This is a genomic window from Trueperella abortisuis, from assembly GCF_030811095.1.
Classification (GTDB): Bacteria; Actinomycetota; Actinomycetes; order Actinomycetales; family Actinomycetaceae; genus Trueperella; species Trueperella abortisuis.
In genome coordinates, this window is sequence record NZ_JAUSQL010000001.1 from 661,223 (window position 1) to 681,338 (window position 20,116).

At 63.6% G+C, this 20,116-nt stretch carries 34 protein-coding genes; 28 read left to right on the forward strand and 6 right to left on the reverse strand.

What is annotated here, in order from left to right:
• Positions 1 to 11: 11 nt before the first annotated feature.
• From rplB to rplQ, 26 genes are all read left to right on the forward strand, one after another.
• Complete coding sequence (gene rplB / locus J2S45_RS02830) at positions 12 to 851, forward strand: 50S ribosomal protein L2 (RefSeq protein WP_307634488.1); 840 nt, start codon at positions 12 to 14, stop codon at positions 849 to 851.
• A gap of 12 nt (positions 852 to 863) precedes the next feature.
• Positions 864 to 1,145 (forward strand): 30S ribosomal protein S19, encoded by a 282-nt coding sequence (gene rpsS, locus J2S45_RS02835; RefSeq protein WP_024963327.1) that lies wholly within the window; start codon positions 864 to 866, stop codon positions 1,143 to 1,145.
• Positions 1,146 to 1,163: 18 nt separating this feature from the next.
• Positions 1,164 to 1,517, forward strand: a complete 354-nt coding sequence (gene rplV / locus J2S45_RS02840; RefSeq protein WP_270974881.1) for a 50S ribosomal protein L22 — start codon at positions 1,164 to 1,166, stop codon at positions 1,515 to 1,517.
• 2 nt (positions 1,518 to 1,519) lie between these two features.
• Entirely contained in the window at positions 1,520 to 2,335 is an 816-nt protein-coding gene (rpsC, locus tag J2S45_RS02845; RefSeq protein ID WP_296932310.1) for a 30S ribosomal protein S3, read from the forward strand.
• A 5-nt stretch (positions 2,336 to 2,340) separates the two neighbouring features.
• On the forward strand, positions 2,341 to 2,757 hold the full coding sequence (gene rplP / locus J2S45_RS02850) for a 50S ribosomal protein L16 (protein WP_062613576.1): 417 nt from the start codon (positions 2,341 to 2,343) through the stop codon (positions 2,755 to 2,757).
• The gene (rpmC, locus tag J2S45_RS02855; protein ID WP_062613575.1) at positions 2,757 to 2,990 is read left to right on the forward strand and encodes a 50S ribosomal protein L29; all 234 of its coding nucleotides are present in this window, start codon (positions 2,757 to 2,759) and stop codon (positions 2,988 to 2,990) included. Before rplP ends, rpmC begins: the two co-directional genes overlap by 1 nt.
• A gap of 10 nt (positions 2,991 to 3,000) precedes the next feature.
• Complete coding sequence (gene rpsQ / locus J2S45_RS02860) at positions 3,001 to 3,282, forward strand: 30S ribosomal protein S17 (protein ID WP_270974879.1); 282 nt, start codon at positions 3,001 to 3,003, stop codon at positions 3,280 to 3,282.
• Between the two features lie 81 nt (positions 3,283 to 3,363).
• Positions 3,364 to 3,732, forward strand: coding sequence for a 50S ribosomal protein L14 (rplN, locus tag J2S45_RS02865; protein ID WP_270974878.1), 369 nt, complete (start codon positions 3,364 to 3,366; stop codon positions 3,730 to 3,732).
• A gap of 1 nt (position 3,733) precedes the next feature.
• Positions 3,734 to 4,072: a 50S ribosomal protein L24 gene (gene rplX, locus J2S45_RS02870; RefSeq protein ID WP_270974877.1), complete on the forward strand. Its 339-nt coding sequence runs from the start codon at positions 3,734 to 3,736 to the stop codon at positions 4,070 to 4,072.
• A complete protein-coding gene (rplE, locus tag J2S45_RS02875) occupies positions 4,069 to 4,614 on the forward strand; it encodes a 50S ribosomal protein L5 (RefSeq protein ID WP_270974876.1) in 546 nt (181 codons plus the stop codon). The genes rplX and rplE overlap by 4 nt, the downstream gene beginning before the upstream one ends.
• A complete protein-coding gene (locus tag J2S45_RS02880) occupies positions 4,614 to 4,799 on the forward strand; it encodes a type Z 30S ribosomal protein S14 (protein ID WP_024963318.1) in 186 nt (61 codons plus the stop codon). The genes rplE and J2S45_RS02880 overlap by 1 nt, the downstream gene beginning before the upstream one ends.
• Positions 4,800 to 4,854: 55 nt before the next feature.
• The gene (gene rpsH / locus J2S45_RS02885) at positions 4,855 to 5,253 is read left to right on the forward strand and encodes a 30S ribosomal protein S8 (protein ID WP_270974873.1); all 399 of its coding nucleotides are present in this window, start codon (positions 4,855 to 4,857) and stop codon (positions 5,251 to 5,253) included.
• Between the two features lie 14 nt (positions 5,254 to 5,267).
• Entirely contained in the window at positions 5,268 to 5,804 is a 537-nt protein-coding gene (rplF, locus tag J2S45_RS02890) for a 50S ribosomal protein L6 (RefSeq protein ID WP_270974872.1), read from the forward strand.
• Complete coding sequence (rplR, locus tag J2S45_RS02895) at positions 5,804 to 6,160, forward strand: 50S ribosomal protein L18 (protein WP_270974870.1); 357 nt, start codon at positions 5,804 to 5,806, stop codon at positions 6,158 to 6,160. Before rplF ends, rplR begins: the two co-directional genes overlap by 1 nt.
• 22 nt (positions 6,161 to 6,182) lie before the next feature.
• Positions 6,183 to 6,872 carry a 30S ribosomal protein S5 gene (rpsE, locus tag J2S45_RS02900; RefSeq protein WP_296932278.1) on the forward strand — a complete coding sequence of 230 codons (690 nt, stop codon included), beginning with the start codon at positions 6,183 to 6,185 and terminating at the stop codon, positions 6,870 to 6,872.
• Positions 6,872 to 7,048: a 50S ribosomal protein L30 gene (rpmD, locus tag J2S45_RS02905; protein WP_270974869.1), complete on the forward strand. Its 177-nt coding sequence runs from the start codon at positions 6,872 to 6,874 to the stop codon at positions 7,046 to 7,048. The genes rpsE and rpmD overlap by 1 nt, the downstream gene beginning before the upstream one ends.
• Complete coding sequence (rplO, locus tag J2S45_RS02910; RefSeq protein ID WP_296932275.1) at positions 7,048 to 7,521, forward strand: 50S ribosomal protein L15; 474 nt, start codon at positions 7,048 to 7,050, stop codon at positions 7,519 to 7,521. The genes rpmD and rplO overlap by 1 nt, the downstream gene beginning before the upstream one ends.
• 219 nt (positions 7,522 to 7,740) lie before the next feature.
• Positions 7,741 to 9,027, forward strand: a complete 1,287-nt coding sequence (gene secY, locus J2S45_RS02915; protein WP_296932273.1) for a preprotein translocase subunit SecY — start codon at positions 7,741 to 7,743, stop codon at positions 9,025 to 9,027.
• A complete protein-coding gene (locus tag J2S45_RS02920; RefSeq protein ID WP_270974866.1) occupies positions 9,024 to 9,611 on the forward strand; it encodes an adenylate kinase in 588 nt (195 codons plus the stop codon). Before secY ends, J2S45_RS02920 begins: the two co-directional genes overlap by 4 nt.
• Complete coding sequence (gene map, locus J2S45_RS02925; RefSeq protein WP_407702454.1) at positions 9,581 to 10,438, forward strand: type I methionyl aminopeptidase; 858 nt, start codon at positions 9,581 to 9,583, stop codon at positions 10,436 to 10,438. Before J2S45_RS02920 ends, map begins: the two co-directional genes overlap by 31 nt.
• Positions 10,439 to 10,557: 119 nt before the next feature.
• Positions 10,558 to 10,779 carry a translation initiation factor IF-1 gene (infA, locus tag J2S45_RS02930; RefSeq protein ID WP_296932267.1) on the forward strand — a complete coding sequence of 74 codons (222 nt, stop codon included), beginning with the start codon at positions 10,558 to 10,560 and terminating at the stop codon, positions 10,777 to 10,779.
• A gap of 40 nt (positions 10,780 to 10,819) precedes the next feature.
• Complete coding sequence (gene rpmJ / locus J2S45_RS02935) at positions 10,820 to 10,933, forward strand: 50S ribosomal protein L36 (protein WP_009748913.1); 114 nt, start codon at positions 10,820 to 10,822, stop codon at positions 10,931 to 10,933.
• Between the two features lie 134 nt (positions 10,934 to 11,067).
• On the forward strand, positions 11,068 to 11,436 hold the full coding sequence (gene rpsM, locus J2S45_RS02940) for a 30S ribosomal protein S13 (protein ID WP_062613561.1): 369 nt from the start codon (positions 11,068 to 11,070) through the stop codon (positions 11,434 to 11,436).
• A gap of 18 nt (positions 11,437 to 11,454) precedes the next feature.
• Entirely contained in the window at positions 11,455 to 11,847 is a 393-nt protein-coding gene (gene rpsK / locus J2S45_RS02945; protein WP_270974863.1) for a 30S ribosomal protein S11, read from the forward strand.
• A 113-nt stretch (positions 11,848 to 11,960) separates the two neighbouring features.
• Complete coding sequence (locus J2S45_RS02950; RefSeq protein ID WP_296932259.1) at positions 11,961 to 12,956, forward strand: DNA-directed RNA polymerase subunit alpha; 996 nt, start codon at positions 11,961 to 11,963, stop codon at positions 12,954 to 12,956.
• Between the two features lie 93 nt (positions 12,957 to 13,049).
• Positions 13,050 to 13,607 carry a 50S ribosomal protein L17 gene (rplQ, locus tag J2S45_RS02955; protein WP_307634489.1) on the forward strand — a complete coding sequence of 186 codons (558 nt, stop codon included), beginning with the start codon at positions 13,050 to 13,052 and terminating at the stop codon, positions 13,605 to 13,607.
• Positions 13,608 to 13,768: 161 nt separating this feature from the next.
• Here the strand turns inward: rplQ and J2S45_RS02960 are convergent, their stop codons facing one another.
• The 5 genes from J2S45_RS02960 to J2S45_RS02980 form a co-directional block, all read right to left on the reverse strand.
• Entirely contained in the window at positions 13,769 to 14,191 is a 423-nt protein-coding gene (locus tag J2S45_RS02960) for an arsenate-mycothiol transferase ArsC (protein ID WP_307634490.1), read from the reverse strand.
• A gap of 126 nt (positions 14,192 to 14,317) precedes the next feature.
• Entirely contained in the window at positions 14,318 to 15,079 is a 762-nt protein-coding gene (locus J2S45_RS02965; RefSeq protein WP_270974857.1) for an amino acid ABC transporter ATP-binding protein, read from the reverse strand.
• A 43-nt stretch (positions 15,080 to 15,122) separates the two neighbouring features.
• The gene (locus tag J2S45_RS02970) at positions 15,123 to 16,103 is read right to left on the reverse strand and encodes an amino acid ABC transporter permease (protein ID WP_270974856.1); all 981 of its coding nucleotides are present in this window, start codon (positions 16,101 to 16,103) and stop codon (positions 15,123 to 15,125) included.
• 90 nt (positions 16,104 to 16,193) lie between these two features.
• A complete protein-coding gene (locus J2S45_RS02975) occupies positions 16,194 to 17,093 on the reverse strand; it encodes an ABC transporter substrate-binding protein (protein WP_270974855.1) in 900 nt (299 codons plus the stop codon).
• Positions 17,094 to 17,232: 139 nt separating this feature from the next.
• Complete coding sequence (locus J2S45_RS02980; RefSeq protein ID WP_307634491.1) at positions 17,233 to 18,000, reverse strand: ROK family protein; 768 nt, start codon at positions 17,998 to 18,000, stop codon at positions 17,233 to 17,235.
• Between the two features lie 73 nt (positions 18,001 to 18,073).
• On the opposite strand from J2S45_RS02980, the gene truA reads away from it, so the two are divergent.
• Positions 18,074 to 18,916, forward strand: coding sequence for a tRNA pseudouridine(38-40) synthase TruA (truA, locus tag J2S45_RS02985; protein ID WP_307634492.1), 843 nt, complete (start codon positions 18,074 to 18,076; stop codon positions 18,914 to 18,916).
• 162 nt (positions 18,917 to 19,078) lie between these two features.
• A complete protein-coding gene (locus J2S45_RS02990; RefSeq protein ID WP_270974851.1) occupies positions 19,079 to 19,522 on the forward strand; it encodes a methylglyoxal synthase in 444 nt (147 codons plus the stop codon).
• Positions 19,523 to 19,689: 167 nt separating this feature from the next.
• Here J2S45_RS02990 and J2S45_RS02995 read toward each other — a convergent pair whose 3' ends face one another.
• Positions 19,690 to 20,100 carry a CBU_0592 family membrane protein gene (locus J2S45_RS02995; protein ID WP_307634493.1) on the reverse strand — a complete coding sequence of 137 codons (411 nt, stop codon included), beginning with the start codon at positions 20,098 to 20,100 and terminating at the stop codon, positions 19,690 to 19,692.
• Between the last annotated feature and the right edge of the window lie 16 nt (positions 20,101 to 20,116).

Genomic DNA, 20,116 nt, shown 5'->3' on the forward strand with positions numbered 1-20,116 from the left:
GAGGAACACTCATGGGAATTCGCAAGTACAAGCCGACGACCCCGGGTCGTCGCCGTTCGAGCGTTGCCGACTTCGTCGAGATCACCCGATCTACGCCGGAGAAGTCGCTGCTACGCCCGCTACCGAAGACCGGCGGTCGTAACAACCACGGTCGTATCACCACGCGTCACATCGGAGGCGGCCACAAGCGCCAGTACCGCGTGATCGACTTCCGTCGTCACGACAAGGACGGCGTGCCCGCCAAGGTCGCACACATTGAGTACGATCCGAACCGCACCGCGCGCATCGCGCTCCTGCACTACGTCGACGGCGAGAAGCGTTACATCATCGCTCCGGAGGGCGTCAAGCAGGGCACGATGATTGAGAACGGTCCGAACGCGGACATCAAGCCCGGCAATAACCTTCCGATCCGCAACATCCCGATCGGTACGGTTCTTCACGCCGTGGAGCTCCGCCCGGGCGGCGGCGCCAAGATCGCCCGTTCGGCCGGCGCCTCCGTGCAGCTGGTCGCCAAGGAAGGCAAGTACGCGCACCTGCGCCTGCCCTCCGGCGAAATCCGCCTGGTCGACACGCGTTGCCGAGCCACCGTCGGTGAGGTCGGCAACTCCGAGCAGTCGAACATCAACTGGGGTAAGGCCGGCCGCATGCGCTGGAAGGGCGTGCGCCCGACCGTCCGCGGCGTCGTCATGAACCCGTTCGATCACCCGCACGGCGGTGGCGAGGGCAAGACGTCCGGCGGACGTCACCCGGTCTCCCCGTGGGGCCAGAAGGAATCCCGTACCCGTCATCCGAACAAGCCCAGCGACAAGCTCATCGTGCGCCGTCGCAAGACCGGCAAGAAGTCTCGATAGGAGTAGTCAGCTATGCCGCGTAGTTTGAAGAAGGGCCCCTTCGTCGACGATCACCTTCAGAAGAAGGTCGACGAGCAGAACGAGAAGGGCACCCACAACGTCATCAAGACCTGGTCGCGCCGTTCGGTCATCACCCCGGACTTCCTTGGTCACACGTTCGCAGTCCACGACGGCCGCAAGCATGTTCCGGTGTTCATCACCGAGTCCATGGTCGGTCACAAGCTCGGCGAATTCGCTCCGACTCGCACCTTCAAGGGTCACGAGAAGGACGATCGCAAGGGCCGTCGCCGGTAAGGCAGGAGAGGCAGAATAATGGAAGCAAAGGCACAGGCGCGCTACGTCCGCGTCACGCCGCAGAAGGCTCGCCGAGTGATCAACGAGATCCGCGGTATGAATGCAACCAACGCCTTGGACGTGCTCGAGTTTGCACCCCAGGCGGTTGCCCGCGACGTTCGTAAGATCGTCCAGTCGGCAATCGCTAACGCCCGCTACGCTGCCGGCCAGGCCGGCGAGCGCTTCGACGAGTCCGCCCTCGAGATCCTCGAGACCTACGTGGATGAGGGTCCGACCATGAAGCGCATCCAGCCGCGTGCCCAGGGCCGCGCAAACCGGATCATGAAGCGTACGAGCCACATCACCGTTATCGTCGGAACCAAGGAGGCCTAAGAATGGGACAGAAAGTTAATCCGGTAGGTTTCCGCCTTGGTATCACCACGGATCACCGCTCGAAGTGGTTCACGGACTCCAACGAGGCCGGTAAGACCTACGCTGACTACCTCGGCGAGGACATCAAGATCCGTTCGATGATCGAGAAGAACCTCGAGCGCGCGGGCGTCTCGCGCGTGAATATCGAGCGCCGCAACGAGCGCGTCGTGATCGACATCCACACGGCTCGCCCCGGCATCGTGATTGGTCGCCGTGGCGCTGAGGCTGATCGCCTCCGTCAGGATCTTGAGAAGCTGACCGGCAAGTCCGTCCAGCTCAACATCCTCGAGGTCAAGAACCCGGAGGCCGACGCCCAGCTCGTGGCCCAGGGCATCGCGGAGCAGCTCGCGTCGCGCGTCTCGTTCCGTCGCGCGATGCGCAAGGGCATCCAGTCCGCGCAGCGTGCAGGCGCCAAGGGCATCCGCGTGCAGTGCTCCGGTCGCCTCGGCGGCGCGGAGATGTCGCGCTCCGAGTTCTACCGCGAGGGGCGCGTGCCGTTGCACACCCTTCGCGCCAACATCGACTACGGCTTTTTTGAGGCCCGCACCACCTTCGGCCGGATCGGCGTGAAGGTGTGGATCTACCGCGGTGACGTCACCGACGTCGAGTACTACCGCTCCCTGACCGAGGCGCCGCGTGGCCGCGGCGGCCGTGGTCGCGGTGGTCGCGGCGAGCGTCGGGGCGGCCGCGGTCGTCAGAACCAGGCCGAGCAGGCCACCACTGAGGCGCCCGCCGCACCCGCAGCCGAGGCGCCCGCTACCCAGGAAACGGAGGCCTGAGTTACATGCTCATTCCCCGCCGAACGAAGCATCGCAAGCAGCACCGCCCGAACCGGCATGGCATGGCCAAGGGTGGCACCACCCTGGCTTTCGGTGAGTACGGCATCCAGGCTCTCGAGCCGGCCTACGTGACCAACCGTCAGATCGAGGCGGCTCGTATCGCGATGACCCGCCACGTCAAGCGAGGCGGCAAGGTCTGGATCAACATCTTCCCGGATCGCCCGCTCACGAAGAAGCCGGCCGAAACCCGCATGGGTTCCGGCAAGGGCTCGGTCGAATGGTGGGTTGCCAACGTTAAGCCCGGTCGTGTTCTGTTCGAACTGGCCGGCGTCGACGAGCAGCTGGCTCGCGAGGCAATGTCGCGCGCCCAGCACAAGCTCCCCATGAAGACTCGTTTTATTACCCGTGAGGATGGTGAATAATGGCTAAGGGCATTACCACTGAAGAGCTCGACCAGCTCACCGATGTTGAGCTCGCCGAGCGCCTCCAGGAGGCGAAGGCTGAGCTGTTCAACCTCCGCTTCTCGGCCGTGACCCATCGCCTGGAAGACTCCGGCCGCCTGAAGGAGGTGCGTCGCTCGATCGCGCGCATCTACACGGTCGCCCGCGAGCGCGAGCTTGGTATCCGCACCGCCCCGACGGCTAAGAAGAAGTAGAGGAAGCGCGATGAGCGAGCAGGAAAAGAACGAACAGACGCAGCGCAACTACCGCAAGGTTCGTGTCGGCTACGTAGTTTCTGACAAGATGGACAAGACCGTTGTGGTCGAGGTCGAGGACCGTCGCAAGCATGCGCTTTACGGCAAGGTCATGACCAGGTCCAAGCGCATCAAGGCTCATGATGAGACGAACGAGGTTCGCGAGGGCGATCTCGTTCGCATCATGGAGACCCGACCGCTGTCCGCGACCAAGCACTTCCGTGTGGTCGAGGTCATCGAGAAGGCCAAGTAATCTCGGGTATCTTTATCTGAGAAAACATCCGTTCGGCAAGGCTCAATACTGAGAACCGGCACGACGACAGGAGATATGTAAATGATCCAGCAGGAGACGCGACTGAAGGTCGCCGATAACACGGGCGCGAAGGAGATCCTTTGCGTGCGCGTGCTCGGCGGTTCTGGTCGGCGCTACGCCGGAATTGGCGACGTGATCGTCGCCGCCGTCAAGGATGCAATCCCTGGCGGTAACGTCAAGAAGGGCGACGTGGTCAAGGCCGTCGTCGTCCGCACGAAGAAGCACACGCGCCGTGCAGACGGCTCGTACATCAAGTTTGATGAGAACGCTGCTGTCATTTTGAAGAATGACACCGAACCGCGCGGCACCCGAATCTTCGGCCCCGTCGCACGCGAGCTTCGCGACAAGCAGTTCATGCGCATCGTTTCGCTCGCGCCGGAGGTGATCTAACATGGCGAAGATCAAGAAGGGTGACCTGGTTCAGGTCATCGCAGGCCGTGACAAGGGCATGCAGGGGCGTGTCCTCCAGGTTCGCGACGATCGCGTCATCGTCGAGGGCGTGCAGCGCGTCAAGAAGCACACCCGCGTCGGTCGCACGGAGCGCGGCGGCACGACCGGCGGCATCGAGACCGTTGAGGCCCCGATCCACATCTCGAACGTGATGCTCGTTGGCCCGGACAAGAAGCCGATTCGCGTGGGATTCCGCGAGGTTGAGGTGGAACGCAACGGCCGCAAGAAGATCATGCGCGAGCGTATCGGCCGCCGTGGCGGAGAGGAGATCGAGCTGTGACCCCTCGTCTGAAGACCAAGTACCGTGAGGAGATCCTCCCGGCGCTGCTCAAGGAGTTCAACCACACCAACGTCAACAATGTCGGTGGGCTTGAGAAGATCGTCGTCAACATGGGCGTGGGTGAAGCCGCTCGCGACTCCAAGATCCTCGACGGCGCGATCGCGGACATCACCGCGATCACCGGCCAGAAGCCGCAGGTCACGAAGGCGCGTAAGTCCATCGCGCAGTTCAAGCTGCGTGAGGGCCAGGCCATTGGATGCCACGTCACCCTCCGCGGTGACCGCATGTGGGAGTTCCTGGACCGCCTTCTGTCCACCGCTCTGCCGCGCATCCGTGACTTCCGTGGCCTGTCGCCGAAGCAGTTCGACGGCAACGGGAACTACACGTTCGGCCTGACCGAACAGACCGTGTTCCACGAGATCGACATGGACAAGATTGATCGCGTCCGCGGCATGGATATCACCTTTGTCACCACCGCGACGACCGACGACGAGGGCCGCGCGCTCCTGCGCCACCTCGGCTTCCCGTTCAAGGAGGACTAATGGCAAAGACTGCTCTCAAGCAAAAGGCGGCTCGGAAGCCGAAGTACGCTGTGCGCGCTTACACGCGTTGCCAGCGTTGCGGCCGTCCGCACTCCGTCTACCGTAAGTTCGGCCTGTGCCGAGTCTGTGTTCGTGAGATGGCCCTTGCGGGCGAGCTCCCGGGCGTAAAGAAGGCAAGCTGGTAAGAAACTACGTCGCAGGTCCGAAAAGGAAACCGCGACGAGGAAGGGCTGTGGCCCGATGTCTATGACAGACCCCATTGCAGATATGCTCACGCGTCTGCGCAACGCCAACTCGGCGTTTCATGAGACGGTTGAAATGCCGTACTCGAAGATGAAGGCGTCCATCGCCGACATCCTCAAGCGTGAGGGTTACATTAACGGATTCACCGTCGAGGATGCCAAGGTGGGCAAGACGCTCACTTTGACCCTGAAGTACGGGCCGAACCGTGAGCGTTCGCTCGCCGGTCTGCGCCGTATCTCGAAGCCGGGACTTCGCGTCTACGCCAAGTCCACCAATCTCCCTCAGGTCCTGGGCGGCCTGGGCGTGGCTATCCTGTCCACGTCCTCCGGCCTGCTTACCGACCGTGAGGCCAAGGACAAGGGCGTAGGTGGGGAAGTCCTCGCCTACATCTGGTAGAAGGAAGGGCTGCAATGTCACGTATTGGTAAGCTCCCGATTTCTATCCCGTCCGGCGTCGACGTCGCGGTCGAGGGCAATAACGTCAAGGTCAAGGGTCCGAAGGGCGAGCTCGAGCTCACTGTCGCGTCCCCGATCGAGGTCAAGGTCGAAGGTGGCGAGGTCATCGTCACCCGCCCGAACGACGAGCGCGAGTCGCGTTCGCTTCACGGTCTGACCCGCACGCTGGTGGCAAACAACATCATTGGCGTGACCGAGGGCTACAAGAAGGACCTCGAGATCCTCGGCACCGGTTACCGCGTGGTGGCCAAGGGCTCGGACCTCGAGTTCTCCCTCGGCTACTCGCACACGATCCTGATCAAGGCCCCGGAGGGTATCTCTTTCGTGGTCGAGGGTCCGACCAAGTTCTCCGTCGTCGGTATCGACAAGCAGAAGGTTGGCGAGATGGCCGCCCAGATTCGCAAGCTGCGCAAGCCTGAGCCGTACAAGGGCAAGGGTATTCGTTATGCGGGCGAGCAGGTGCGTCGCAAGGCTGGAAAGGCTGGTAAGTAATGTCTACTCACAAGTTTGCTGCGCGTAAGCGCCGCCACCAGCGCCTTCGCAAGCGCGTCGTCGGCACTGCCGAGCGTCCGCGTCTGGCCGTCGCTCGTTCGAACCGTCATATGATCGCTCAGGTCATCGACGATTCGGTGGGCAGGACCCTGGCCTACGCCTCCACGCTCGAGGCTGACTTCCCGAAGGATACCGAGGGCAAGGTAGGCGCCGCCCGCATCGTGGGCGAGCGCATTGGTAAGCGCGCGATTGAGGCCGGCGTCTCCGCCGTCGTTCTCGATCGCGGTGGAAACAAGTATCACGGTCGCGTGGCCGCGGTCGCCGAGGGCGCCCGCGAAGCCGGCCTGAACCTGTGATCTGGAACGAGAGGATATAGACATGGCTGCAGAGCAGCGTGGACGCCGCTCCGAGGGTGACCGCGAGGAGCGCGGTCGTCGCGAGCGTCGCAACGAGCGTCGTACCGATCGTCGCGCAGATGACAGGAATGCCTACATCGAGCGCGTCGTGACCATCAACCGTGTTGCCAAGACCGTCAAGGGCGGCCGTCGCATGGCCTTCACCGCGCTCGTCGTGGTGGGCGATGGCAACGGCACCGTCGGCGTCGGCTACGGCAAGGCTAAGGAGGTGCCCGCCGCGATCGCGAAGGGCACCGAGAAGGCGAAGAAGAACTTCTTCAAGGTTCCGCGTATCGGCACCACGATTCCGCACCTGGTTCAGGGCGAGGACGCCGCGGGCGTCGTCCTCCTGCGTCCGGCTTCCGCCGGTACCGGCGTTATCGCGGGTGGTCCGGTTCGCGCCGTCATGGAGGCCGCTGGCATCCACGACATCCTGTCGAAGTCGCTTGGCTCGTCCAACGCGATCAACATCGTGCACGCCACCGTCGCGGCGCTCAAGCAGCTTGAGCAGCCGGAGGCGGTCGCGGCTCGCCGTGGCCTCCCGGTTGACCAGGTCGCCCCGGCCGCGATGCTCCGAGTCCGTGCCGAGCACGAGGCCAAGGAGCGCGAGGACGCCGAGCTCGAAGCTAAGCGCGAAGAGAACGAGGCTGCCGCCGCGGGAGTTGGTGCATAATGCTGAAGATTACGCAGAAGAAGGGCCTCGTAGGGGCCACGCAGACCCAGAAGGCGACCATCGCCTCGCTTGGCCTGCATAAGATTCACCAGAGCGTGACCCACCAGGACAACGCCGCGATCCGCGGCCAGATCCGTAAGGTTGCGCACCTGGTCGACGTGGAGGAGGTCGAGTAATGACTGATTCGACGACCAAGTCGGAGCCGCTGAAGATTCACGACCTGCGTCCCGCCCCGGGCTCGAACAAGGCCAAGATCCGCGCCGGTCGCGGCGAGGGTGGCAAGCGCGGTAAGACCGCGGGCCGCGGCACCAAGGGTACGCGCGCGCGTAACACGGTTCGTCCGGGCTTTGAGGGTGGCCAGATGCCGCTCCACATGCGCCTGCCGAAGCTGCGCGGGTTCAAGAACCCCGCCAAGGTCTACTTCCAGGTTGTCAACCTTGACGCCCTGAACGAGCTCTTCCCCGAGGGCGGCGACGTCACCGTCGAGGCGCTCGTGGCCAAGGGCGCGGTTCGCAAGAACCGTCCCGTGAAGATCCTTGGCACCGGCGACATCACGGTCAAGATTAACGCCACGGTCGACGCCTGGTCGGCGTCCGCCCAGGCCAAGGTCGAGGCCGCGGGTGGTTCGCTCGCCAAGCGCGACGCCTAACATCATGTCGATTGGCCCCCACACTCGTGGGGGCCAATCGCGTCTTGCGGCGATGTGTGTCGCACATCCGCCCTTTTTGGTTCTTATAATCAGGGACCGAGTAGGTATAGTGAAACGGTGTCCGTCTAGGCACCGCCAAGGTCTGCCCGTGCAGACCCGACGAACCCGATGTTTCGGGTACCACGCGACGGCCCTCGGGCTGGCATTTGGAGGATAGTTTTGTTCAAAGCACTGGTATCGGCATTCCGTACACCGGATCTGAGGCGCAAGCTTCTCTTTACGATGTTTATCATGGCGATCTACCGCCTCGGTACCTACATGCCTGCGCCGTTCGTGTCGTACGCTAACGTCAAGCAGTGTCTGGCGGAGCAGGGCACGGCGGATCTGCTGACGATGATGAACATGTTCTCGGGCGGTGGCTTCCTGCAGCTGTCCGTCTTCGCCTTGGGCATCATGCCCTACATTACGGCGTCCATTATCGTGCAGCTCATGCGCGTGGTGATCCCGCGCTTCGAGGAGCTCCACAAGGAGGGGCAGACGGGGCAGGCGAAGCTGACCGAGTACACCCGATACCTCACGATCTTCCTGGCCGTCCTCCAGGCTTCGGTGGTCGTCTCGGTAGCTAACTCCTCGATTTTCCAGCTGTGCACGGTCGATCCGATCCCGAACGCCTCCCCAGGCAAGTATCTGCTGACGATCCTTGCGGTGACTGCGGGTACGGGCCTGGTCATGTGGCTGGGCGAGCTCATCACCGAACGCGGCGTGGGCAATGGCATGTCGCTGCTCATCTTCACGGGTATCGCGGCGTCGTTCCCGACCATGCTGTCCAACGTTTACCGCTCGGACGGCGGCATCACCAGGCTCCTCATCGTGCTCGTGATGTTCCTTGCGATCACCCTCGTGGTTGTGTTCGTGGAGCAGTCTCAGCGCCGCATCCCGGTCCAGTACGCCAAGCGCGTGGTCGGTCGTCGTACCTACGGCGGTACCTCGACCTACATCCCGCTGAAGATCAACATGGCAAACGTGATCCCGGTGATCTTCGCGTCCTCGATCCTCGGTCTGCCGCAGATGATCGCCCAGTTCGGCGATAGGAACTCCGGGTGGGTGCGCTGGATCGGGGAGAACTTCTCCCGCGGTACCGGTTGGTACCTCGTGCTGTACGCGCTACTGATCATCTTCTTCGCGTTCTTCTACACCTCGATCACCTTCAACCCTGAAGAGATCGCGGACAACATGAAGCGCTACGGAGGCTTCGTACCGGGTATCCGGGCGGGACAGCCGACAGCAGACTACCTGCGCTACGTCATCAACCGCATCAACTGGGTCGGCGCCCTCTACCTCGCGATTGTCGCGTTGATCCCGCAGATCGTCTTCAACTCCATGGGTATTAATTCCCTATCCTTCGGCGGAACGTCGATTATTATTCTGGTGGGCGTCGGCCTCCAGACCGTCAAGGATATCGACGCTCAACTCCAGCAGCGTCACTACGAAGGATTCCTCCGATGAATTACCGTCTCGTCATTGTCGGCCCTCCGGGGGCCGGCAAGGGCACGCAGGCAGCCGGCGTCTCGCAGCGCCTCGATATTCCGTGGATCTCGACAGGCCAGGCGTTTCGTGAGGCCATCGCGTCGGGTTCCGAGCTGGGCGAGCTGATCGCCTCTTATATCAATGCCGGCAACCTCGTTCCTGACGAGCTGACCGACCGGCTCGTCGCCAGCCGCCTGGATGCGACGGGCGCCAAGAACGGCTTCCTCCTCGACGGCTACCCGCGGACCTTGGCACAGGTTGAGGCGCTCGACCGTATGCTGGAGGAGCGCCAGGCGCCCCTCGACGCCGTCATCGAGCTGGACTTTCCCGATGAGGCGATCGTCGACCGCCTCTTGAGGCGTGCCGAGGTCGAGGGCCGCCAGGATGACACGGAAGAGGTCATCCGGCACCGCATCGAGGTTTACCACGAGAAGACCCAGCCGTTGCTGGATGTCTACCGCAAGCGCGGAATCGTGGTGCCGATCGATGGGCGCGGCACGATCGACGAGGTGCGCGAACGTCTCATCGCTGGTTGCCAGGCATTTTTGGGTTCGCCCGCGTGATCGAGTACAAGTCTGACGCCCAGATTCTGGCCATGCGTAAGGCCGGGCTCGTGGTGGCGGCTATCCATGCGGCGTTGCGCGATAACGTGCGGGCGGGCATGACCACCGCGGATCTCGACGCGATCGCTCTCGAGGTGCTCAAGGCTCACGACGCCACCTCAAACTTCTACGGGTACTACGACTACCCCGGCCAGATCTGCACGTCGGTCAACGACGTCGTCGTCCACGGTATTCCCGGACCCCTTCAGTTGCAGCCGGGAGACCTCGTGTCCATGGATTGCGGGGCGGTGCTGGATGGTTGGCACGGCGACGCCGCCATCTCGGTCGTGTTGCCGGGTGGTGACCAGCAGGTGCGCGCGGCGCGGGAGCGTCTCAATGACATTACGCGAGGTTCGATGTGGGCCGGCATCGCCGCGATGGCGACCGGTAAACGCGTGTCGGACATCGGCAACGCTATCGACGACTACGTCACCAGTGTGGGGGAAGGTAACGCGCCGGATATCCTCCTTGACTACGTCGGCCACGGGATCGGAACCTCGATGCACCAGGATCCGGATGTGCTCAACTATCGCACGACCGGGCGTAGCCCGAAGCTTAAGAGGGGCATGGTGTTGTGCATCGAGCCGATGCTTGCGGCGGGTGATCAGGCCACGAGCGTCGACGACGACGAATGGACGGTTCGCACCAAGGACGGCTCGGACGCATGCCACTGGGAGCACATGGTGGCCAAGCACAAGAGCGGCATCTGGGTGCTGACCGCCCCGGACGGGGGAGTCGAGGGGCTCGCTCCTTTCGGCGTGACGCCCGTTCCGCTCGAGGCGGCGTGACGCGATACACCAAGATCGCTCTTCCCGTCGCACTGCCCATCCCGTATTATTGAGCGTTGGTGCCACGTCGGTACCCGTCGGAGTATTCCGGCGACAGCAATTTCAGTTAAGCGGGGAACATGGCGAAAAAAGAAGGCGTCATCGAGGTAGAGGGCACGGTCACTGAGGCTTTGCCCAACGCGATGTTTCGCGTCGAGTTGGAGAACGGGCACATGGTGCTCGCGCATATCTCCGGCAAGATGCGCCAGCACTACATCAGGATCCTTCCGGAAGACCGCGTCGTCGTAGAGCTCACGCCCTACGATCTCAATCGTGGCCGGATCGTTTATCGCTACAAGTAAACCGCACTCTACCGCCACTTCGGCAACAGGAAGAACCCGAATGAAGGTCAAGCCTAGTGTTAAGAAGATCTGCGACAACTGCAAGGTGATTCGTCGCCACGGTCGCGTCATGGTTATCTGCGATAACCCGCGGCACAAGCAGCGCCAAGGCTAAGTCACGGATCGCGGGGTAGCCCGCAAGCAATTGCATTACCAGTGCGCACGCACAACCCTCAGTTCCGAAGGCTGAGGCCCGGCAGGGATGGTAATGCTCCACACCTTCGGATGAAGACAATAGGGAGCCACAACATGGCACGTCTTTCCGGCGTTGATCTCCCGCGCGAAAAGCGCGTCGAGATTGCGCTTACGTATATTTTCGGCATCGGCCGGACCCGTTCCCAGGAGACCCTCGCGGCTACCGGTGTTAACCCGGATATTCGCGTGAAGGATCTGACCGAGGAGGATCTGGTCAAGCTCAAGAACCACATCGACGAGCACTACAAGGTCGAGGGCGATCTGCGCCGCGAGATCCAGGCCGACATTCGCCGCAAGGTTGAGATTGGTTGCTACCAGGGTATCCGGCACCGTCGTGGCCTGCCCGTGCATGGTCAGCGTACGAAGACGAACGCGCGCACCCGTAAGGGGCCGAAGCGGACCGTTGCAGGCAAGAAGAAGTAGGGTAGAGGAGTTTAAATAATGCCACCTAAGACTCAGCGTCGCCCGCGTCGGGCTACGCGTAAGAACGTCCTGAACGGACAGGCGCACATCAAGTCCACCTTCAATAACACGATCGTCTCGATCACGGACACCAAGGGCGAGGTCCTCGCCACGGCGTCGGCGGGCATGGTCGGCTTCAAGGGTTCGCGTAAGTCCACGCCGTACGCAGCTCAGCTCGCCGCTGAGAACGCCGCGCGTCGTGCGATGGACATGGGCCTGAAGAAGGTTGACGTCTTCGTTAAGGGTCCGGGTTCCGGCCGCGAGACGGCGATTCGTTCGCTGACCGCTTCGGGCCTGGAGGTCACCTCGATTTCCGATGTGACCCCGCAGGCGCACAACGGCTGCCGTCCGCCCAAGCGTCGTCGCGTGTGATCGCAGGCCCCTTGGGGCCACGCACCGCAGGGCGTCGTCGCCCTGCAGGGGATGAACCCACATCTGTAAATCAGGGTGTCATATAGCGGGCACCCGTTGAAAGGACATCACCAGTGATCATTGAACAGCGACCCACGCTGACAGAAGAGAAGCTTTCCGACACACGTTCGCGTTTCACGCTCGACCCGCTCGAGCCCGGCTTCGGCTACACGCTGGGTAACTCCCTGCGTCGTACGCTGCTGTCCTCGATCCCCGGCGCAGCCATCACCTCGGTTCACATCGACGGCGTCCTGCACGAGTTCTCGACTGTTCCCGGCTGCAAGGAAGACGTGGCCGAGATCATCTTGAATCTCAAGGAGCTCGTTGTGACCTCCGAGCACGATGAGCCGGTTCTTATGTACCTGCGCAAGCAGGGCCCCGGTCAGGTCCTGGCCTCGGATATCACGCCCCCGTCGGGCGTGGAGATCCACAACCCGGACCTCGTGATCGCCACCCTTAATGAGAAGGGCAAGATCGAGGTTGACCTGACTGTCGAGCGCGGTCGCGGTTACGTGTCCGCTGCGCAGAACAACTCGCCGGACTACGAGATTGGTCGCATCCCGATCGATTCGATCTACTCGCCGGTGGTGAAGGTTTCCTACAAGGTCGAGGCCACGCGTGTGGGCCAGCGCACCGATTTCGACAAGCTCATTGTCGACGTGGAGACCAAGCCGTCCACCCTGCCCCGCGACGCCTTCGCGTCCGCCGGCAAGACCCTCGTGGAGCTCTTCACGCTGTGCACGGAGCTCAACGAAGAGGTGGAGGGCCTGGAGCTGAAGGAGGCCCCGGTGGTCGAGCAGCAGTCTTCGGATCTGCAGCGCCCGATCACGATCCTGAACCTGCCCGCCCGCTCGCAGAATTGCCTGCAGCGCGAGGGCATCCACACGATCGGTGAGCTCGTCATGCGCTCTGAGGCTGACCTCCTCGACATCCGTAACTTCGGCGCCAAGTCGATTGAGGATGTCAAGGATGAGCTCGCCAAGCTCGACCTCCGTCTGAAGGATTCGCCCACGGGCTTCATGTCTGGCTTCGGTGACGACTACGGCATGCAGTTCAGCGACGACGCGTAATGAAAGAATTTCCTTCGCCCGTGGCCGCGACGCCGTGGGGGGAGGCGCGGAAAGGCTCGGAGAGCTTGCCCGCACAGTTATTGAGGAGTAAATATGCCCAAGCCCGCAAAGGGTCCGCGCCTCGGAGGCAGCCCGTCCCACGAGCGCAAGATTATTGCCAACCTGTGCAAGTCGCTCATCATGAATGAGTCCGTTGTGACCACGGAGGCTCGCGCCAAGCGCGTGCGCCCGCACATCGAGAAGCTCATCACGAAGGCGAAGAAGGGCGACACCTACAACCGTCGCCTCGCGCTGAAGATCCTGGGCGATCGCGAAATCGCCTACGTCCTCTTCGAGGAGCTCGGTCCGAAGTTCGCCGACCGCAACGGTGGCTACACCCGTACCACGAAGCTTCCCAACCGCAAGGGCGACAACGCCCCCATGGCCATGATCGAGCTCGTCCTCGAGCCGGTCTCGCCCAAGCAGGCCGTTGTCAAGGAGGCCGAGAAGGCCGCCAAGAAGGCTGCCGAGGCTGAGGAGGCTCAGGCCCCCGGGTCGGCGGATTCCGCCGAATCTGCAGAATCCGCCGAGTCCCCGGAATCCGCCGAGTCTGCTGACTCGGCCGAGTCGGCAGAGACTCCGGAATCGGCCGAAGAGGTTGAGAAGAAGTAGTCTTCTACACAGCGCGGTGCCCGGCCGATGGCCGGGCACCGTCGTATCTAGGGCTACTCAGTCCCAGTCCACGTTGTCGAGGTCGACGCCGTGGGTGGCCGCATTTGCCTCGATCGCCTCATGGAGCCACTGGGCGAGCCCGGAGGCGACGTCGTCGACGCTTAGAAGCTGGCCTGCGTGGCGCCATCCGTGTCGATTCGTGCGAAGAGGTCGATGAGGTGGGCGCGGATGTCGTCGCGAATCTCGCGGACCTTTTCCATGGGCTGGCCGTTGGGATCGGCGATGTCCCAATCCTCGTAGCGTGTGCCGGGGAAGATCGGGCATGACTCGCCGCACCCCATGGTGATCACCCAGTCGCATGTGCGCACGTCCTCGGGGCGTAGCTTCTTCGGTGCAGATTCGGGCCGAAGGCCCATCTCGTCGAGCAGCTGGCGCGTGACGTCGTGGAGCTCGCTGGCGGGCTGCGTGCCGGCCGACAGGATATGCACGTTGGGCCCGGCCATCTCCTTGGCGAGCGCGGCTGCGATTTGGGAGCGCCCGGCGTTCTTTTGGCAGGCGAACAGGATGGTGACTGGCTTTGGCACGTGACCTCCTTGATAGGACCGACGATGCCAGTTTGTCACGTTCTGGCCCGGACGTGGTGGCTGCGCTATGAAGGCCCTTCCAGGTTGGTAAAGCGAGGTGGGCCGGTCGCCTGACGAGCCGGGAGGCTACAGCACCTTCGCGAGGAACTCTTTCGTGCGCGGGTGGCTGGGGTTGTCGAAGACCGCGGCCGGGGCGCCGGACTCGATGATCTGACCCTCATCCATGAGGATGACTTGGTCGGAGACCTCGCGGGCGAAGCCGATCTCATGGGTGACCACCACCATTGTCATGCCCTGGGTTGCGAGGGTCTTCATCACGGCGAGCACCTCGCCCACGAGCTCGGGGTCAAGCGCGGAGGTGGGTTCGTCAAAGAGCATGAGCTCGGGATCCATGGCGAGCGCGCGGGCGATGGCGACACGTTGCTGCTGGCCGCCGGATAGTTCGGAGGGATAGTGGGTGGCACGGTCGGCGAGGCCGACCTGGGCTAGAAGCTCCTCGGCGCGTTTCTTGGCGGCCCCCTTCTCTATGCCCTTGACCTGGATGGGTGCCTCCATGACGTTTTCAAGCGCGGTCATGTGGGGAAAGAGGTTGAAGCGCTGGAAGACCATCCCGATCTGGGTGCGCTGGGCCGCCACCTGCTTCTCGGTGAGCTCATGGAGCTTGCCGTCCACCTCGCGATATCCCATGAGCTGCCCGTCGACGACGATTGACCCGGCTTGGATCTTCTCCAGCACGTTGATGCAGCGCAGGATGGTGGACTTGCCGGAGCCGGAGGGGCCGAGGATGGTGGTGACCGAGCCGCGCGGGACGTCGAAGCTGACGCCTTTCAGGACGTGGAGGTCGCCGAAGAACTTGTGGACGTCGCGGACCTCAACCATGTTGTTCATTGTTTTCTCGTTTCGCAAAGTCGTGGAGGGTGGGACGCGATGTCTAGGGCGTGTACTCGATCATCGGGTCGTCGGTGGTGGTGCCGGCGGCGTTGATTGCGGCCTGGCGTGAGCGACGTTGCTTGGCCTTCGCCCGGCGGGAGAGACGATCGACGTCGCCGTCCTTGACCCCGCGCCCGTAGTAGGCCTCGATGTAGTGCTGGCCGACCATGAGGATTGAGGTGATGGCGAGGTACCAGATGACGGCGATGAGGAGCCACGGGATCTGACGAAGCGAGGCGAAGCCGAGGGCGTTGGTGACGTAGGTCAGGTCGAGGGTGAAGGGGACGGCGGAGACGAGCGAGGTGGTCTTGAGCATGGAGATCGTCTCGTTGCCCGTGGGCGGGATGATGACGCGCATGGCTTGCGGGAAGACGATCCGGCGGAGCACCTGGCCGCGCGACATGCCGAGCGCCTTGGCGGCTTCCTCCTGCCCGGCGTCGACGGAGTTGAGGCCGGAGCGGACGATCTCGGACAGGTAGGCGCCCTCGTTCAGACCTAGGCCGAGCACGGCGTAGATGAACATGGTCCGCTGGAGGTCGCCGGGCACGAGCCGGTTGGGGTTGATGGTGAAGAAGTCGATCCCCGTCCACGGGATGCCCACCGTGATAGTGGTGAAGAGCGTGCCGATCAGGCCCCAGAAGATGAGCTGGGTGTAGATTGGGGTGCCGCGGAAAAACCAGATGTAGGCCATCGCCACCCAGCGTAACACCGGGTTGTGTGAGCGGCGCATGACGGCCATGGTCACGGCGAGGATGATGCCGAGCACCATGGCGCCCACCGTGAGTGCGAGCGTCCACCCCACCGCGCGGATGACCTCGGGGCGGAAGAGGTTGTCCCACACCACGTCCCAGTGCCAGTTGGGGTTGGTGATGAGCACGTTGATAATCATCAGGGCGAAGATGCCAACGATGACGGCTGAGATGATGCGCCCCCAGTGCCGGACCGGGACGGCGTCGATGATTTCGATGTTTTCGCGTGGCATGGGTGAGCTTTCTCGGGCGGGCCGGGCGGGCCGGCATGGGCTAGTGGGCGAGCGGTAGGCCGCGGCGTTCGCGCCGCGGCCGGTGCCCGGTTAGGCGGCGGGGTTGAGCACGGCCTCGCCGGCCACGCCCTCGGAGATGCCCCAGGTGTTGAAGATCTTGGTCAGCTCGCCGTCGTCCATGAGCTTCTGGAGGGCGGCCTGGATGGCGGCGGTGAGTTCGGGGTTGTCCTTGGTCGTGACAATGCCGTAGGAAGCCGAGTCTTCGACCTCGCCAATGCGTTCGATCTTGCCCTCGTTGAGTGAGATAGCGTAGTCGGCGACGGGGGAGTCGGTGTACATGGCATCGACTTGGCCGGAGGCGACGCGTAGCGTGACGGCGGACTGCTCGGACAGGGACTGAATCTGGATCGGGTTGTCCTTGCACTGGTTGGCGTTCATGTCGGTGAGGACTTCCTCCTGGTAGGTGCCGGTCTGGACACCGACGACCTTGCCGCACGGCTTGGTCTGGTCGAAGCCGGTCGGATTGCCCGCGGGGACGGCCCAGGCGGAACCCGCTTGGAGGTATGCGATCATGTCGACTACCTCTTCGCGCTCGGCGTTGATGGTGAAGTTGGCGATGCCGACCTCATAGCGCGAACCCATGCCGGGGATGATGGAGGCGAACTCGGCCTGCTGGAATTCGACCTCGAGGCCGAGGATCTTGCCGATGGCGTTGCCCATGTCGATGTCGTAGCCGAGGGGGGTGACGCCGTCGGAGGCGTAGAACTCGGCGGGGGCGAAGAAGATGTTGGTGCCAACCACGAGCTTGCCATCGGCGGCGATTGCGTCGGGGACCATGGCGGCGATCTTCTCGTCCTTGGTGATGGACGACAGGTCGGTAGCGAGCTTGTCGCTGCCGGTGGTGGTATCGGTGGTGGCGTCGTCGTTCGAACAGGCCGCGAGCGTGAGTGCAAGGGTGGCGGCTGCGATGGCCGAGATCGTGCGCTTCATGATTCCTCCGTAGAACGTTGTTGCGCCTGCCTGGCGCTATCACGAGTATATGCGCTCGAGCGAATAAGTATGCAACATGTTCACGGTGTGGTCGCCCACAGTGCCTACGACGTCGGGTGCGGATTGACGAGGTCGGGTGCTACCTATTGACCATCGACCAGGCGCGCACGCCCCCCGCCATGCCGGCCATGTTGGGAACCCAGGTGGCCTGAGGCATCCGGGCGCGCACGGACGCGGTCACCCGGGCGGCGTTGCCTCCCCCGATGTAGAGGGAGTCCCAACGGAAGACGGGCCAGAGGGTCTCGACGGCTTTGGCCACGCGCCGCGACCACGCGGAATCGCCAAGGCGGACGCGCTCGTGCTCGCCGAGGATGTCGTCGAAGGTGAGCCCCCAGCGCACCGTGGCGTGGGAGATCTCGAGGTGGGGGGCAAGCACGCCGTTGTCGAGGAAGGCCGATCCCAAGCCGGTTCCGAGGGTGAGGACGAGCTCGAGGCCCTTCCCGGAGACGATGCCGGCGGCGGCGACCTCGGCGTCGTTGAGCACGAGCGCCGGAGCGTCGAAGCGTGACTCGAGCGCGGTCTGCATGTCCTGGCCGGTCCAAGCGTGCTCGAGGTTGGGAAGAATGCGAGTATGGGGGCCGGCACGGCGGATGTAGTGCGGTGTGTAGACCACTACGCCGTGGCGGATCATGCCAGGCATGCCAAGCGTCACCCGATCGAAGTGCGGCTCGCCGAGCTCGGCCAGCTGGCGTTCGATGACTTGCAGCAGATCCTCGGGGGAGAAGGGGTAGGGGACAGGGGTGCGCACGACGTCGCTGCGCTGGAACCCACCCGCGTCGAGGACACAGGACTTGATGCCGCCTCCACCGCAGTCGACGGCGAGGGTGAAAAGAGGGGACGCGTCCATACTTAGACGGTAGCGCAAAAGTAAGGACATTCGATAATTTCGACCGACCGCCTCAGCCCCGTAGGCTGGAGGCATGAGGATTCGCATCGATCTGTCCTACGACGGCGCCGGCTTCCACGGCTGGGCCGCCCAGCCTGGCCTGCGCACGGTTCAGGGTGAGCTCGAGTCGGCGCTGGCGATGATCCTGCGCCAGGAGGTGGCGCTGACGGTGGCGGGCCGCACCGACGCCGGGGTGCATGCCGCCGGCCAGTGCGCGCACTTCGACGTCGAGCCCGCGGCATGGGAGGCCTTGCCCGGCCGATCAAGCCGCACCCCGGGCGAGGCGCTCGTGGCGAAGGTCAACGCGATCACGGCGCGGCGCGCCGGTGGGGCGCCGGGCTACACCGACGTCGTGGTGACGAACGCGCGGGCGGTCCCGGACGACTTCGACGCCCGGTTCTCCGCGCTGTGGCGGCGATACAGCTACCGGATCGCCGACGGGGTCGCCTCCTGGAACCCGTGTCGCCGCGACGTGCTCTGGCTGAATTACGCTCTCGACGTCGACGCGATGAACCGGGCGGCGCAGACCCTGCTGGGCGAGCACGACTTCCTCTCCTTCTGCAAGCCGCGCGAGGGGGCCTCGACGGTGCGTACCCTCCTCGAGCTAGACTTCGCGCGCGAGGACGGGATGATTGTCGGCAGCGCCAAGGCCGACGCGTTCTGCCACTCGCAGGTGCGCACGCTCATGGGTACCCTCATCGAGGTCGGGCGCGGCGCGCGCGACGAGGGCTGGCCGGCCGCGCGCCTGGAAGAAGCGGTGCGCAACGGCGAGGTCGTCGTCGCCCCGCCCCACCCCCTCACCCTTGAGGAGATCGGCTATCCGGACGCCGAGCGATACGGTGAGCAGGCGCGCCTGACGCGCCGCTACCGAGGCTAGCCTCACAGTTTTTCCACTTCCGCTCGGGCCGCCGTGCTGTTAGCGTTGACCACGCAAGGGAGCCCCTTGGTCGGAAGGCCAAGGGGCTTCGTTCTGCCCGGGGTATCCCGGGCGGGAAAGCGCGGCAGCCTGCCGCATGAGTGACATCCTAGGAGGTGTCAGATGAGAATTGCATTGGTCGCACACGATCGCAAGAAGCAAGAGCTTCTGGAGTGGACTCAGTACAATTACCCCGTGCTGAAGGAGCACATCCTGTGTGGTACGGGTACCACCGCGACTCTGATTCGCAATGAGACCGGCCTCGACGTCGAAATCCTGAAGTCGGGCCCCAAGGGCGGAGACGCCCAGATCGGCGCACGCATCGTCGAGAATCGCCTGGACGCGATGTTCTTCTTCTGGGATCCGGAGGCGGCTCAGCCCCACGATCCCGACGTGAAGGCGCTGCTGCGCCTGGCCACCCAGTACAACATTCCCGTGGCGATGAACCGCGCTACCGCGGACATCATCGTGGGAAGCCCGTTGTTCTACAACGAGGGCTATGAGCGCGCCCTGTACGATCCGGCGCTTCGCGATCCGTACGAGGTTCTCGACATCGTCGAGGCCTAAGGGCAATCTTCGCCGCGCGCCATCGTTCGGGCGGGCACCAATGCTGCGAAGGTTTGGTGGTAACCGTCAGGGAAACGGCGCGGGGCGAAAAGAGAGCGGCGAGTATGTCTACTCGCCGCTCTTTCGTTGCGATCGTCCGTTATCGCACGTCTTGCCCGCCGCGGTCCCTATCTGGCGAGGGAGCGGGCGGCCATCACCTCGTCGACGTAGCTGAAGTTAATCCGCGCGTCGGCACCGGAGGCCGTCGGGGAAAGAGCGGCCGCATCCCGGTGCGCGCCGTGGGCCGCCATCGTGCGGTGAGCCTTCGTGGCGATGAGCTGCTTGAGGTAGGCCCGCTTGACGGTCAGCACCACGTAGAGGCCGATGAGGGTGAACATGGCGTTGGAGAAGACCGAGGGCCAGGCCCCGGTGGCCGAGGCGAGGATGACCATGAACAGGCCCGAGCTGATGCACATGAACTGGTAGCGCAGTGAATCGGCCGCGAGCTTGCCGGTGGATACGAGGTAGTATCCACCGAGGTATAGCGCGGCTCCCAGCCATCCCATGCCCTGAGCGAGGGCCTGCATCGTTTCGTTCACGGCCCCATTCTGATGC

Excerpts from the sequence above, each read along its gene's own strand:
- J2S45_RS02880 (WP_024963318.1), top strand. The coding sequence starts at position 4,614 with ATGGCAAAGACTGCTCTCAAGCAAAAGGCGGCTCGGAAGCCGAAGTAC.
- J2S45_RS02920 (WP_270974866.1), top strand. The coding sequence starts at position 9,024 with ATGAATTACCGTCTCGTCATTGTCGGCCCTCCGGGGGCCGGCAAGGGC.
- rpsS (WP_024963327.1), top strand. The coding sequence starts at position 864 with ATGCCGCGTAGTTTGAAGAAGGGCCCCTTCGTCGACGATCACCTTCAG.
- rpsQ (WP_270974879.1), top strand. The coding sequence starts at position 3,001 with ATGAGCGAGCAGGAAAAGAACGAACAGACGCAGCGCAACTACCGCAAG.
- rpsC (WP_296932310.1), top strand. The coding sequence starts at position 1,520 with ATGGGACAGAAAGTTAATCCGGTAGGTTTCCGCCTTGGTATCACCACG.
- rpsH (WP_270974873.1), top strand. The coding sequence starts at position 4,855 with ATGTCTATGACAGACCCCATTGCAGATATGCTCACGCGTCTGCGCAAC.
- rpmJ (WP_009748913.1), top strand. The coding sequence starts at position 10,820 with ATGAAGGTCAAGCCTAGTGTTAAGAAGATCTGCGACAACTGCAAGGTG.
- rpmC (WP_062613575.1), top strand. The coding sequence starts at position 2,757 with ATGGCTAAGGGCATTACCACTGAAGAGCTCGACCAGCTCACCGATGTT.
- rpsE (WP_296932278.1), top strand. The coding sequence starts at position 6,183 with ATGGCTGCAGAGCAGCGTGGACGCCGCTCCGAGGGTGACCGCGAGGAG.
- rplR (WP_270974870.1), top strand. The coding sequence starts at position 5,804 with ATGTCTACTCACAAGTTTGCTGCGCGTAAGCGCCGCCACCAGCGCCTT.
- J2S45_RS02980 (WP_307634491.1), bottom strand. The coding sequence starts at position 18,000 with ATGGACGCGTCCCCTCTTTTCACCCTCGCCGTCGACTGCGGTGGAGGC.
- infA (WP_296932267.1), top strand. The coding sequence starts at position 10,558 with ATGGCGAAAAAAGAAGGCGTCATCGAGGTAGAGGGCACGGTCACTGAG.
- J2S45_RS02970 (WP_270974856.1), bottom strand. The coding sequence starts at position 16,103 with ATGCCACGCGAAAACATCGAAATCATCGACGCCGTCCCGGTCCGGCAC.
- rplF (WP_270974872.1), top strand. The coding sequence starts at position 5,268 with ATGTCACGTATTGGTAAGCTCCCGATTTCTATCCCGTCCGGCGTCGAC.
- J2S45_RS02965 (WP_270974857.1), bottom strand. The coding sequence starts at position 15,079 with ATGAACAACATGGTTGAGGTCCGCGACGTCCACAAGTTCTTCGGCGAC.
- rplP (WP_062613576.1), top strand. The coding sequence starts at position 2,341 with ATGCTCATTCCCCGCCGAACGAAGCATCGCAAGCAGCACCGCCCGAAC.
- rplN (WP_270974878.1), top strand. The coding sequence starts at position 3,364 with ATGATCCAGCAGGAGACGCGACTGAAGGTCGCCGATAACACGGGCGCG.
- J2S45_RS02990 (WP_270974851.1), top strand. The coding sequence starts at position 19,079 with ATGAGAATTGCATTGGTCGCACACGATCGCAAGAAGCAAGAGCTTCTG.
- rpsK (WP_270974863.1), top strand. The coding sequence starts at position 11,455 with ATGCCACCTAAGACTCAGCGTCGCCCGCGTCGGGCTACGCGTAAGAAC.
- rplQ (WP_307634489.1), top strand. The coding sequence starts at position 13,050 with ATGCCCAAGCCCGCAAAGGGTCCGCGCCTCGGAGGCAGCCCGTCCCAC.
- rplB (WP_307634488.1), top strand. The coding sequence starts at position 12 with ATGGGAATTCGCAAGTACAAGCCGACGACCCCGGGTCGTCGCCGTTCG.
- rplV (WP_270974881.1), top strand. The coding sequence starts at position 1,164 with ATGGAAGCAAAGGCACAGGCGCGCTACGTCCGCGTCACGCCGCAGAAG.
- truA (WP_307634492.1), top strand. The coding sequence starts at position 18,074 with ATGAGGATTCGCATCGATCTGTCCTACGACGGCGCCGGCTTCCACGGC.
- rpmD (WP_270974869.1), top strand. The coding sequence starts at position 6,872 with ATGCTGAAGATTACGCAGAAGAAGGGCCTCGTAGGGGCCACGCAGACC.
- rplO (WP_296932275.1), top strand. The coding sequence starts at position 7,048 with ATGACTGATTCGACGACCAAGTCGGAGCCGCTGAAGATTCACGACCTG.
- J2S45_RS02975 (WP_270974855.1), bottom strand. The coding sequence starts at position 17,093 with ATGAAGCGCACGATCTCGGCCATCGCAGCCGCCACCCTTGCACTCACG.
- rpsM (WP_062613561.1), top strand. The coding sequence starts at position 11,068 with ATGGCACGTCTTTCCGGCGTTGATCTCCCGCGCGAAAAGCGCGTCGAG.
- rplX (WP_270974877.1), top strand. The coding sequence starts at position 3,734 with ATGGCGAAGATCAAGAAGGGTGACCTGGTTCAGGTCATCGCAGGCCGT.